Annotated in this window: 12 protein-coding genes; 8 read left to right on the top strand and 4 right to left on the bottom strand. The window is 57.3% G+C overall.

Annotated elements, in window-relative coordinates:
- Positions 1–83 precede the first annotated feature (83 nt).
- A complete protein-coding gene (locus tag KB449_RS22600) occupies positions 84–1,013 on the bottom strand; it encodes a VOC family protein (protein WP_282910508.1) in 930 nt (309 codons plus the stop codon).
- Between the two features lie 510 nt (positions 1,014–1,523).
- Here KB449_RS22600 and KB449_RS22595 point away from each other — a divergent pair.
- Entirely contained in the window at positions 1,524–1,961 is a 438-nt protein-coding gene (locus tag KB449_RS22595; protein ID WP_282910507.1) for a hypothetical protein, read from the top strand.
- 47 nt (positions 1,962–2,008) lie between these two features.
- Positions 2,009–4,078, top strand: coding sequence for a DNRLRE domain-containing protein (locus KB449_RS22590; protein WP_282910506.1), 2,070 nt, complete (start codon positions 2,009–2,011; stop codon positions 4,076–4,078).
- A gap of 98 nt (positions 4,079–4,176) precedes the next feature.
- Here the strand turns inward: KB449_RS22590 and KB449_RS22585 are convergent, their stop codons facing one another.
- Positions 4,177–6,663 (bottom strand): glycoside hydrolase family 38 N-terminal domain-containing protein, encoded by a 2,487-nt coding sequence (locus KB449_RS22585; protein ID WP_282910505.1) that lies wholly within the window; start codon positions 6,661–6,663, stop codon positions 4,177–4,179.
- Between the two features lie 157 nt (positions 6,664–6,820).
- Here KB449_RS22585 and KB449_RS22580 point away from each other — a divergent pair, with 157 nt between their 5' ends.
- From KB449_RS22580 to KB449_RS22565, 4 genes are all read left to right on the top strand, one after another.
- A complete protein-coding gene (locus KB449_RS22580; protein WP_282910504.1) occupies positions 6,821–7,738 on the top strand; it encodes an AraC family transcriptional regulator in 918 nt (305 codons plus the stop codon).
- 129 nt (positions 7,739–7,867) lie between these two features.
- Complete coding sequence (locus KB449_RS22575; protein ID WP_282910503.1) at positions 7,868–8,920, top strand: zinc-binding alcohol dehydrogenase family protein; 1,053 nt, start codon at positions 7,868–7,870, stop codon at positions 8,918–8,920.
- A gap of 62 nt (positions 8,921–8,982) precedes the next feature.
- Positions 8,983–9,366, top strand: a complete 384-nt coding sequence (locus KB449_RS22570; protein WP_282910502.1) for a winged helix-turn-helix transcriptional regulator — start codon at positions 8,983–8,985, stop codon at positions 9,364–9,366.
- A gap of 120 nt (positions 9,367–9,486) precedes the next feature.
- A complete protein-coding gene (locus tag KB449_RS22565; protein WP_282910501.1) occupies positions 9,487–9,786 on the top strand; it encodes a hypothetical protein in 300 nt (99 codons plus the stop codon).
- Positions 9,787–9,894: 108 nt separating this feature from the next.
- Here the strand turns inward: KB449_RS22565 and KB449_RS22560 are convergent, their stop codons facing one another.
- Together KB449_RS22560 and KB449_RS22555 are read right to left on the bottom strand one after the other, a co-directional pair.
- The gene (locus tag KB449_RS22560; RefSeq protein WP_282910500.1) at positions 9,895–10,071 is read right to left on the bottom strand and encodes a YjfB family protein; all 177 of its coding nucleotides are present in this window, start codon (positions 10,069–10,071) and stop codon (positions 9,895–9,897) included.
- Between the two features lie 71 nt (positions 10,072–10,142).
- The gene (locus KB449_RS22555) at positions 10,143–10,856 is read right to left on the bottom strand and encodes a class I SAM-dependent methyltransferase (RefSeq protein WP_434082562.1); all 714 of its coding nucleotides are present in this window, start codon (positions 10,854–10,856) and stop codon (positions 10,143–10,145) included.
- Between the two features lie 232 nt (positions 10,857–11,088).
- On the opposite strand from KB449_RS22555, the gene KB449_RS22550 reads away from it, so the two are divergent.
- Together KB449_RS22550 and KB449_RS22545 are read left to right on the top strand one after the other, a co-directional pair.
- Complete coding sequence (locus KB449_RS22550; protein ID WP_282910498.1) at positions 11,089–11,256, top strand: hypothetical protein; 168 nt, start codon at positions 11,089–11,091, stop codon at positions 11,254–11,256.
- The gene (locus KB449_RS22545) at positions 11,257–11,895 is read left to right on the top strand and encodes a hypothetical protein (protein ID WP_282910497.1); all 639 of its coding nucleotides are present in this window, start codon (positions 11,257–11,259) and stop codon (positions 11,893–11,895) included.
- Positions 11,896–11,897: the final 2 nt, after the last annotated feature.

The following is an 11,897-nucleotide window of genomic DNA, read 5'->3' as shown; positions in this document are numbered from 1 at the left end:
GCACAAAAAGAACCGCGAAGCATCTAGCTTCGCGGTTCTTTGTCCAAGCCGCCGCAGCAGGGAGGTTCCAGGCCCCCGTCGCTTCAGCCGCGATATGCCTGCTCCAGCTTGGCGATATCGAGCTTCTTCATCGGCATAAATGCCGCGGTCACGCGCGCGATCTGCTCGGGCGTGCCATTCGCCATCATGTCGTCCATCGCGGCAGGCGCGATCTGCCACGACAGGCCGAACTTGTCCTTGAGCCAGCCGCACTGCTCGGCCTGCGGATCGGCGGACAAGGCGCTCCAGTAGGCGTCGATCTGCGCCTGCGTGTCGCAGCGGACGAGCAGGGAGACCGCCTCGTTGAAGGTAAAGCCGTGATTGTGCGCGCTGTCCATTGCGGTCATCCAGGTGTTTTCCACCATAAAGTCGCTGAACATGACCGTGCCCTCCCGATCCGGCGCTCTGCCGGGACCGTAACGATGGAGTTGGCCAGGGCGGGAACGTTCGAACACGGACAGATAAAGCTCGCGCGCTTCCTCGGCTCTGCCGGCGTTGTCCCCGGTGAACATGAGAGAAGGAATGATCGTCGGGCGGGGCTCTCCCTCGGGATTGGTCAGAATGAGCTGCCAATTGACGCCATACTTGTCCCGAATCCAGCCGTATCGCTTGCTGAACGGATACTCGCCCAGCGGCATGAGCGGGGCGCCGCCGTCGGAGAGCTTGTCCCAGATCTCGTCCAGCAGCTCGCCCGCGCGGTCGTCCAGCGACGGATCGAAGTTCACCATAAACGACACGGACGGATTTATCTTGAACAGCGGGCCTGCGGAGATCGCCATGAAAGGCCTGCCCCAGACCGTGAACGAGACGATGTCGGAATCGCCCGACGGCGTATCGCGCAGCGTCGTCACGCTCTTAATGGCGGAATCGGGGAAGACGGAGCTGTAAAATGCGGCAGCCTCCCTGGCCTCGCGATCGAACCACAGATGCGGGACGATGCCGGGCGCGGACGAGCCGATATTCGCGTCAGTCATTTCGATAGCCTCCTTTTGGCTCCATTTTATCATGGACCGATGGGGGGCGTTTCTTATGGATTGCTCAGTTGATCTGTCGCGCCGGGCAACGGATACCGCCCGCGTTGCAAGTAGACTTCGGCCCCCGGCCTCCCGCGCTTCGATCGCTTCGATGGATTCGAGCAAGAGCTGGCCTGTTCATTACGATGCATGCACAGTAATTCTGCAATCGCAAACGTCGCCATGTTGTTCGACTTCGAAGCCGGGTACGCAACAAAGGATAAGAATCTTCCGCCGGCATAACGAATAAACGTCAGGGCAATGAGCCCTGACGTTTATTTGCAACGCTGGAGAACTTGCCTTCAATCTCGACAGGGACCTGTCCGATATCACTTGCACGATATCCATGCCCGGTGTCTCCCCGCGAAGCAGCGGGAAGATTCCGCGATCGCACCAAACGGTTTGTCCATACTGCCACAGACAGGAGTACATAGGATATAAAAATGCAAAAAGACAGAAGGTGAAGCATCTATGGGAACCTTTCTTGACCAAAGAAGCTCGATGAACACAGACACGACCATCGCGATAGCCGCAACGACGACTCCGGCTCTATTCGGCGACATCGGCTTGCAGACCCAAGGGGTAGCGGGCAACGGACTTGGGATCAACGGCTCTTTGATCGTCGATCTGGCCGGTACCATCGGACTCTCCATTGTTGCGCCCGCCACAGTCACGATCAATGTCGTACGCGGCGGCACCATTGCCCAAGGCACGATCATCTACACAGCCGTACTTCCGATTCAGTCGAACACCAGCACGATCGTCTCCTTCAACGCGCAAGACCTGCTCGCTCCCGCAGCTCTCCTTACTCAATACACAGCCTTTATCAGCAGCACCGGCGTAGCGGGCGTTGTGTTGGTTACCCGCATCGGACCCGAAGCTTTCTGGGGCGTAGCTTCCCAAGGCTAATCGCACACTCGTCAAGCGTTACGCCGCCATACGAAGGAGGAATTTTCATGCCGGTAGCAAGTTTACTTCCGAGTGATGATACGCTTATCGCTTCAAGTTACCCTACAGCTGTATTCGGCAGTTATCCCTTTTTATATGTGGGTGAATATGTAGCTCCAGGAGATATTTACAGGACTTTATTAAAATTTGACTTGTCCGTTATTCCCCAAGGCAGTGACATCGTTGAGGCCATATTAAAGCTTTTTATTTTCAGAAAAGACGTCCCCGGTACGGAAGTTATCGCTATATATTTAAATCAAAGCGACTTCAACCAGAATACGGCGACATATTCAAATGCACCTGCTGTTGCGCCTACGGGCATTACTAAAACCGTTAATGACGCAGATGTAAACAATTTTATCAGTATCGATATAACTCCGCTTGCGCAACAATGGTATGCGAATGCCGCAGCAAATAACGGTATCACAATGATTGGCCCGGAAAATACGTATTCAATAATTGGAAGTTACAGTACGAACTTTTCCGACAGCAACTTATATCCATTTCTTCAGGTAACTTACCAGGAAAGCAGTAACTGCAACAGCGACATGATCAATGAAGTAACTCAATCTGGAGATTACATGATTAACGAGTCAAATACGCTGTTGTTAGGCCAAAGAATACTTGGTACTTTCAGTGTTGAAAACACCGGATTTACAAATGGACTTGCCGTACTTCAAATACTGAACGGCAGCAGCATCTGGGTGGATGAAAAATCGGCGGAAGTAAGCCCTGGACAGACAAAGGTGTTATCCACCACAGCATCCAGGTTAGATGAAAGAATATCAATTGTCGGTATCATTGATCCTTTTATTTCCGGAGCCGTTGGTCATACTCTGAATGCAAACGACAACCTTTTCAATCCGAATCATGTACCGCTTACCTTTAGTTCAGACAATCCTGATTTTCCGGTAGACCCAAATACCGGCGTTATTTCAATAAATAATTCCGGTTCTGCTGTAATAACCGTAGCCACAAAAAATATTGAAGGTCCCATCGTATCATTTACAGTTATCGCCATAGGAAGCAATTCGGTATATAACCAAACCCAGGGGACTTTCTATACTACGATTCAACAGGCCGTAAATGCTTCTAATCCGGGAGATATGATCCAGGCGGGGCCTGGGAGCTATCCCGAAAACGTGACCATTGACAGGCGGATTACGCTAAATGGTGCTGGAAGCGGCGTTGGCGGAACGATCATTCATCCGGCGTCAGGAGTCGGCATATCCATTTCAAACGGTGGGTTGAGTTCGACAAATCGGCTGGTAATATCAGACTTGCAGGTCACCGGCGCTTCCCAGGGGATTTCAACCATAGGAAACAATCAGCCAAGCTTTATTACTCTTTCTAACGTATCATTGCTGAATAATTTGGATAACGGCTTTAGTATCAATATCAGTCCCTCATTTCCTGTCATGAACGATCTGATTATAACAGGCAGTAACTTCTCCAATAACGTTACTGCGGGATTCAGAGTCCCGACTTACGCGCAGGTTTCAAATGTAACTATCCAAAGCAGCATGTTTAACGGAAATGCCTTTGGAATGCTTGTATTTTCAGGAACGGCAATATTTAATAACATTCAAATTTCAAAATCCACGTTCAACAACAACACTTCAAAGGGAATGTACTATGAAGCGTTGAATAATGCAATTATTTCAAATAATACGATCGACAGCAGCGGTACAGCCGGGAGTTTTGCGGCCGGTATAGATATCAACCTCAAACACGGCAACTACCAGAATGTCAACCTCATAAACAATATTGTTACAAACAGCGGGAACGGCGACCCTGTAAACGGTGCGGCTGCGGTAATAAAAGGCAGGAATGACGGTACCAACAACGGTACGCTTACTGGTGTGACCGTATCCGGCGGTACTTACTCCAATGCCCCCGTTGGAATACGTTTTGGAGAGACCGGCCAAAACAACAATTATCCGACCAATACCGTAGTAACCGGTGCAACTATTGAAAACAATGGTATAGGCCTGCAAAACGTTACAACCGTTACAATTACGCAGAATAACAATACCTTTATTAATAATGGCATAGATACTGTAGGTAACTTCAATTAATAACTCAACTTTCGCTGCATGAAATCGGCAAACAAGCCTTGAGCTCCCGTCGGTGACCGGCGGGAGCTTTGATTTGCGAGTGTCGTTACCGGAGGAGACTAGTCTTTTTCCATCAACGTGCATGTCCTAAGTACGCTTCCGGCAGCGTCCGTCCTGAACGTCTTGATCTCGAATCCGTCGAGCTCGACCCGCTGCGAGATGCCGAGCGAAGGGATGCGAAGGAGGGCCGAGCCCGGCACGCCGGTAGGCTCGTACAGACGGAGGATATAACCGTCGCCGTCCTCCGCCTGCTTGAAGGCGGTCAGCACCGCGCGGTCGCCTTCAAGCGCGACGCCCGGGGACGGCAGCTCGCCGGCTCCGCTCGGGAAAAACGAGAGCGCATACGGACGTTCGTGCAGAGCGAGCGCTTCGCGTTCGATCGTCGCAAGACGCGACTCCCGCTTGCCGGCGTTGAGCCAGAACGTATACGTGCGCTCGCCCTGGTCGATCCGGGGCAGGAGCCGGTCCTGCGGCAGAATCGGACGCTCGCCGATCGGGTGCGCGCAGTAGGCGACGCCGCGGACCAGCGTCGGCCGCAGCGTGCCGTCGGCGCCGTCCGAGCCATAGACACCGTCATTGATCAGCGTCACGGCCCGTCCGTCGGGAGAAGACTCGGCCATCGCCGTCCACTTTTGCGCCACCGCCTCGTCGCCGTTTTGCGGCAGCCGCTGCACGCCGTACGCCGTCTGCCCCAGGTATTCATGATCGTCTCCGAGCGCCGTCGGGATCGACAGCTTGAGCAGCTTGTCCTTCTCCTGCCAATACAGGCGGACCTGCACTTCGATCTCGGTGCCCTGCTTGGGCAGCAGGTAGGTGAGCACGGCCGCAGAGTCGCCATAGGCCAGCAGCGCTTCGACGACGGTCCGCACGTCTCCGTCCTCGATTACCCGCACGGCGGGCAGCACTTCATCCTTGACGCCGGAGAAGGCCGTGCCGCGGGCGGGGCTCATCAGCTCGAATCGGCCGACGTCCGGCTCGAACCGGTCCGTATCCATGCGCCACGGATCCTCGTTGTCGGCGACTACGACGGGGAGGAAGGCGCCCGGCCGCAGGTAGGATACGCCCTCCGCGACATACTTGTCGATCAGCCCGGTGCGTGTATTGATCTCGACCTGCAGCGACGGCGATTCGAACCGGATCGCGCCGTCGCGCTCGGTCAGATGCGCCTTCGGCTTCTGCGGCAGCTTGACGATCCGGCAGTCGAACCTGTTCATGGACGAGGGCGCGAGCTCGGCTTCGAAAACGACGCGTTTGCGCCAGTCCAGGTTCAGGGCGCTATGCTCTTTTTCAGGCTGGCTCGGCACCTGCGCGCCGTCGCGGTAGACCAGCGGCATGGAGAACTCCTCCGTCCAGTTCTGGTCCTCCAGCATGAACTCGCAGGCGAAAATGCCGCGTACGGGATACGGATGCGGATTGTAAACGAGAATCGGATACTCGCCCGTCGCCGCTTGCGGCTGACCGGCAGCCAGGGCGAAGAACGCGCGGGCGCGCAGGCGCGAAGCGATCTCCAGGCCGTGGTCGATGAGTCTGAGCGACGCTTCTTCCGCGGGCTGGATCGAGCTGCCCGGCAAAATGTCGTGGAACTCGGCGACCATCAGGTCGTGAAACGCTTCGCCGAGCTCGCGGGCCGGATACGCCAGCAGTCCTTGAACCGCGGCCGTCGCCAGCATTTTCTCGGTCATGAAGAGCTGGCTTTCGAGCTGCCGGTGCTTTTGCTTGATCCGGATCATCGACGTATAGCAGCCGACGAAGCGCGGATTGAGATCGTCCGCATGGCGGGGAAGATCGGTCGCTTCGCGCAGCTCCGCGAAGTAGGCCTCCGGCGTCGAATGCACGATCTCAACCGGACCCGCATCCATCATCTCGCCGATGCGGTCGAGGTCGAGACGGGAGGGACCGCCGCCGTGATTGCCGACGCCCCACAGCAGCAGACGGGGGCGGTCCTCGCCGTCGTCCGCGTACTTCTCCAGCCATTTAGCGATCTTTTTGTGCGCTTGCCCGATCAGCGTATTGTATCCGTCCGCAATCTGATGCGCGTGCACCTCGGAGCCGTCGAAGCCAACCCAGACGAAGTCGTCCGCCGGACCCGCCGTCTTTTGCTCGGGCCGCATGAACAGATAAGAATCAAAGCCGGATTTGCGCATGATCTGCACCAATCCCCTGGAATGCCCGAAGGAGTCGAAGTTGATCGAGGTCGTCGGCGCCTGTCCGAATTTTTCCTTGAAGTACTGCCTGCCGAGCAGAATCTGCCTGACGAGCGATTCGCCCGAAGGCATATTGCAATCGGGCTGCAGGTACCATCCGCCCATGATGTGCCACTTGCCGAGACGAACGAGGCTTTGAATCTCCGCGAACAAGCTCGGCTCGTACTCCTCGATCCATTTGTACAGCAGCGCTTCATTGTGATTAAAAACGTATCCGTCGTATTCTCTGCAAAACGATGCGGCGGCCCTGAACGTGGATACGGCCGCAGCCGCGCCTTCCTCCCATTCCCACTGCCATACGGGATCAAGGTGCGCATTGCTGATGAGGTGCAGCTTTTTCAAGTCCATGCATCCTTTCTGGTTCGTCGCTCTCTTCCCTTCTATTTTCATTTTGAAGCGCGTCTATGTAAATTCATTGAAGTATCCCGTTTTTACACTAAAATGACCGGTTCGCTTGTGCTACTATGATAGAAATCAGTTGCGGAAAGGGGACGAGTCTATGGCGAGCGGCATCATGCCGGATGAATTGTACGGAACCGTCAGGGTGAACGACGCCGTCATCGAGATCATCGAGGTGCTGGAGGAGCAGCCTTGGGGAGCCCGCTCGTGCCCCCCTCACACGCATGCGTGGTTCGAGTGCAACTATATCTACGAAGGCAGCATGAAGACGGGCTTCGGGGGGCCGCTCCTGAACGTCGGACCGGGAGAGTTCTTTCTGGTCCCCGCAGGCGCCGAGCATCGTCACGAGTATCTGCCGGAGTCTCCTCACCGGGGCGTCTGCCTGCGATGGACGGTCGCGCCGGCGGAGCCGACCGCCGGAGGCGGAGCAGGCTCGGTCTATGCCGCGCTCGAGAGATTGCGGGAGTGGCAGCTCGGCTGCTACGAGGATCGCTACGGTCTGGGCGAACGGATCCTGCGGCTGTTCGAGGAGGCGCGTGAAGCGGATTCGCTTGCTTCCGTTCAACTGACGTTCGTGCAGATTCTGCTGACGATCGCCGCGGTCCGCCATCCCGAAGGACGGGTTACGCCGGCGGGCGCCGACCAGTCAGATACGGCGTTTCTGCGCAAGATCGAGGTCTACCTGAACGACGAGCGCGCGGAAAAAATGAATGTCCGCAGACTCGCCGACGCCCTGCATGTCAGCTACAACCATCTGGCCCGCAAGTACAAGCGGCTGACCGGCAAGACGATCGTCGGCCGGTTGACCGAGATTCGCCTTGCGCGCGCGCTCGACCTGCTCCGGCGGACCGACGCCTCGATCGGCGCGATTGCGGAGGTCTCCGGCTTCGGCGCGGCCCACTACTTCAGCCGGGTGTTCAAGGATGTCTACGGCGTCAGCCCGAAGACATACCGCAAAGGTCTGAACGTAGAGGCGCAGAAGGAGCCGGAAACGGTATCGGTCTTTTCCGCGGAATAGCCCTGCGTCAATGAGTATCATTCGTGTGCCTATCCTACACAAATGTGCGTACTTACGCGGCTGTCGTATATGCCTTATATTGCAGGTATAAGCCGAATCGACGGCAAACCCGCGAAGGAGCGAACCGACATGACGAATGAATTTAAAGCAACCGCGACAGAAACGATGAAGGCCGTGGGCCTGTACAAGTATTTGCCGATCGCCGATCCGGAGAGCCTGATCGACGTAGAGATCGACAAGCCGATGCCGACAGGCCGGGATTTGCTCGTGAAGGTGCGCGCGATCTCGGTGAATCCGGTCGACTGCAAAGTCCGCTCGCCCAAGAGCCGCGAGGAGAGCGCGCCGAGAGTGCTCGGCTGGGACGTCGCGGGCGTGGTCGAGCAGGTCGGGCCGGAGGCCGGGCTGTTCAGACCGGGCGACGAGGTATACTACGCCGGCAGCATCACCAGGCCTGGCGGCAACAGCGAGTTCCATCTTGTCGACGAACGCATCGTCGGCACGAAGCCTTCTTCGCTGAGCTTCGCTCAGGCGGCCGCGCTGCCGCTGACGACAATTACGGCATGGGAGAGCCTTTATGACCGTCTGGGCGTCGCTAGGGATCGGGCCGACAATGCCGGCAAGGCGATCCTGATCATTGGCGCGGCCGGCGGCGTCGGGTCGATCGCAACGCAGCTGGCGAAGCTGGCGGGCTTGACGGTCATCGGCACGGCCTCTCGCCCCGCGTCGGCCGACTGGGCAAGAGAGCTTGGCGCGGACTATGTAATCGACCACTTCCAGGCGTTCTTGCCGCAGCTGAAGGCGGTCGGGTTCGACCAGGTCGACTACATTCTCTGCCTGAACAGCACGGAGAAGCACTGGGCGAACATGGCTGAGGCGATCGCGCCGCAAGGCAAGATCTGCTCGATCGTCGAGACCGACGAGCCGCTCAACCTGACGCTGCTCAAGAACAAAAGCGCGACCTTCGCGTGGGAACTCATGTTCACGCGGTCGACGTATCATACGGCGGATATGATCGAGCAGCATCGGCTGCTGGACGAAGTCGCGCGGCTCGTGGACGCGGGCGCGATCCGCACGACGTCGAGCGAGACGCTCGCTCCGATCAACGCCGACAATCTGCGCAAGGCGCATGCGATGCTGGAGACTGGCCGCACGGTCGGCAAGGTCGTGCTCGAAGGATTTTAATCGCCGCGCATGAATGCTATGATCATTAAATAAGGAAGAGAGAGACGAAGGAGCGGATCGGCGTGCGGGATCGGAAGAGCGGGTACGGGTTTTGTCCGGACGAGGAAGGCTGCCCGGTCGAGTTCACGCTGGACGTGATCGGCGGAAAATGGAAGGGCGTGCTGCTGTATCATCTGATGGACGGTCCGAAGCGGTTCAACGAATTCCGCAGAATCTGCCCGACGATCACGCAGCGGATGCTCACGCTGCAGCTGCGAGAGCTGGAGGAGGACGGCGTCGTTCACCGCGAGGTGTACAACCAGGTGCCGCCCAAGGTAGAGTACTCGCTGACGGCGTTCGGACAGACGCTGACCCCGATCATCGCCGCCATGCGGGACTGGGGCGAGAGCTTCAGGCGGACGGTCCGCGACCCGTTGCAGCGACAGGCGGAAGCGGGGGACAGTTAGACGGCCAGCCTTATATGGCGTTCCGCGATACGATTTTCACGCATCCGTCGATGGCCGAGTCGCTCAACGACTTGCTCGCGGCCATCGGTTGAGCTGGCCGGTGCAGGAAAGGAGAACCGCATGCTGATCGCAATTGTTGCAGCCGTCTTATTGGCGGGAGCAGGGGGGGCGTTTTGGTTAGGCCGGCGCCGTCGTAAGCGGGCCGTCTCGCGCAGCGCCAAGGTCGTGCCGTTTCGAGCCGCCCGCAAGCGGCCCGGGAAAAGGCGGGAATCCGCAGCAGGGGAGCAGGCACGCCCCTGCTCTTTGTGCCGCGCGCGCAATTCGCGGCTGTCGTTTTATATCGACGAAAGCGGCCGGACGATCGGCGTATGCAAGGATTGCCGGCCCAAAGCCGAAGCGCGGGAGCTGGACCGCTTGTAGTTTGCCCGGCGCGCCTGCCGCGATATGCGGCAGCGCAAAAAGCCGAACCGGACCTTTACGAGGCCGATTCGGCTTTTTGCGCCGGCGTCGCATCGCGCTTGCAGGAACTTAAACGCGAATGTCGATGTTGCCGCCCAGATGAGGCTGCGCGATGCTCTGCGTCAACTGCACGACCGCCTCGCTGTTCTGGCGCGCGGTATCCATGACCTTGCCTAGGACGGCGATGCTAACTTGCTGGCGCAGATCGTTCATGGCCAGTCCTGTCGAGATTGCCGCTATATCCATAATCTCAGCCTCCCCTTTTCTATATCGGAATCGGTTCGCCGATCGATGAATACGGCGTGCCGGCCGACGGTTTAGCGGGACGCCTTGACGGCCGCGATACGCAAGCGGCTTTTGTCGATGATCCATTGGCCGTCCCGGAACAGACGCGGCTTGACCGCAGCTTCGACTTCGTCGTAGACGGAGGCGAGCTCCGCCGGCGGGATATCCGGGAAAAAATAACCCGCGAAGCTGTCCAGCAGGGCCCTGACCCCCGAGGGGACTTTGGACGGCGAAGGCTGATCGAAGTGCAGGGCGAACGTCACGCGAAAACCGGCCCGCTCCAGCAAACTCGCATATTCGCCGATCGTCGGCTGATACCACGGATTTCGCCCCTCCGGTTCGTAACCGCGCGCAGACAGCACCTGCCCGATCGCATCGGTCAGCGAAGCCAGATTGCCGCTGCCCGCGAATTCGGCGACGAATCGTCCGCCTTCCCGAAGAGCGATCGATACGGTGCGCGCCGTGGCCTCCGCATTCCCGATCCAATGCAGCGCGGCGTGGGAAAAGACCGCGTCATAACGGGTATCCGAACGGTAGAGACTAGCGTCCGCGGCTTGCAGATCAAGGTCCGGATGCCGCTGTCTCGCAAGTGCCACCGATTCCGCGGACAAGTCGATGCCCGTCGGGATCGCTCCCGCGGCCGCGATGCGGGCCGTCAGGTCTCCGTTTCCACAGCCGAGGTCGAGAATTCGTTCCCCGGGGGCGGGCTGAAGCAGAGAGAGGACTTCCGTTCCTAGACGGGACATCGCTTCCGGAGGCTTTACCTCGGTTGTCGGGCTTACTTGATCGGGATCGGATTTGCTGTGCATCGTCGCCGCCTCCTTTATGGTTCTCCTATCTTAAATTATAGACATTGAATATCCATAATAACTCCTAAGAGGTGGTGCGTCAACAAGCGGAGAGCGAATAATGGGTGTGCGGACGGACGCTATGATCCGTTACAATAAAGAGAACGACGAAAAGCCGAGGAGTGTAGTCATGACCGAAATTTCCGAGCTGGATATGCTATTGAATAGATTGTCCAAGGAAGAGCTTGTTCGAATCGTTGCGGAGGTCTGCGAACAGGATCCCATGCTGAAAAACAGCCTTTTGTTGAAATACGGTGAAGAGAAGTCGGACAAGCGGCAAGTACAAACTTTTAAATAAATGATCGCGTCGGTCGTAAACAAGTACGCCGGCAGACAAAAATTTATTCACTATCGGGACGTTTCCGGGTTTGCTGCGGAGCTGAAGAATCTGCTCGAAATCATCGGAGACCGGCACAGCCGCTCTGTATCGCTGGAAATGACGTCTCTAATGCTGGAAGAGTGCATGGAGGCGCTGCAATATGCGGACGATTCGGGCGGCGACATCGGCATGCTGATCCAGGAATGTCTGGGGAAAATCGGGCAGCTCGCATACGAAAGCCGTGAAGAGAGCGAGACGGCCCGTATGTGGCTATTTGATCGGCTGGTGACGTTGAGCGAGAGCGATATGTTCGACGGTTGGGACTCGAACCGCATCGAGGTGCTTGATATTTGCGTCACCTTCGCCGATTTGCCGCAGCCTAGGGAAAAGTTGAGAGGCTTGCTTGAGAAACAGCTGGAAGAGAGCGCGGATGATGGATATAAAGCATTTTATCAAGAAAATTTGTTCAAAATCATGCATCGGCTGCTCCTTCTGGAATCGGAGGAAGAAGCGGAGCGGTTTGCCTATGCGCATATTCAGTATCCCTCGTTCCGCGAGCTGATTATCGACCGACTTATGGAATCGGGGGATTACCGCCGCGCGATCGAAGCGGCCTAGGA

The organism is Cohnella hashimotonis, assembly GCF_030014955.1.
In the GTDB taxonomy this organism is placed as follows: Bacteria; Bacillota; Bacilli; order Paenibacillales; family Paenibacillaceae; genus Cohnella; species Cohnella hashimotonis.
This window is presented reverse-complemented; position numbering and strand designations above follow the sequence as displayed.

Excerpts from the sequence above, each read along its gene's own strand:
- KB449_RS22600 (WP_282910508.1), bottom strand. The coding sequence starts at position 1,013 with ATGACTGACGCGAATATCGGCTCGTCCGCGCCCGGCATCGTCCCGCAT.
- KB449_RS22595 (WP_282910507.1), top strand. The coding sequence starts at position 1,524 with ATGGGAACCTTTCTTGACCAAAGAAGCTCGATGAACACAGACACGACC.
- KB449_RS22590 (WP_282910506.1), top strand. The coding sequence starts at position 2,009 with ATGCCGGTAGCAAGTTTACTTCCGAGTGATGATACGCTTATCGCTTCA.
- KB449_RS22580 (WP_282910504.1), top strand. The coding sequence starts at position 6,821 with ATGGCGAGCGGCATCATGCCGGATGAATTGTACGGAACCGTCAGGGTG.
- KB449_RS22575 (WP_282910503.1), top strand. The coding sequence starts at position 7,868 with ATGACGAATGAATTTAAAGCAACCGCGACAGAAACGATGAAGGCCGTG.
- KB449_RS22565 (WP_282910501.1), top strand. The coding sequence starts at position 9,487 with ATGCTGATCGCAATTGTTGCAGCCGTCTTATTGGCGGGAGCAGGGGGG.
- KB449_RS22560 (WP_282910500.1), bottom strand. The coding sequence starts at position 10,071 with ATGGATATAGCGGCAATCTCGACAGGACTGGCCATGAACGATCTGCGC.
- KB449_RS22555 (WP_434082562.1), bottom strand. The coding sequence starts at position 10,856 with ATGTCCCGTCTAGGAACGGAAGTCCTCTCTCTGCTTCAGCCCGCCCCC.
- KB449_RS22550 (WP_282910498.1), top strand. The coding sequence starts at position 11,089 with ATGACCGAAATTTCCGAGCTGGATATGCTATTGAATAGATTGTCCAAG.
- KB449_RS22545 (WP_282910497.1), top strand. The coding sequence starts at position 11,257 with ATGATCGCGTCGGTCGTAAACAAGTACGCCGGCAGACAAAAATTTATT.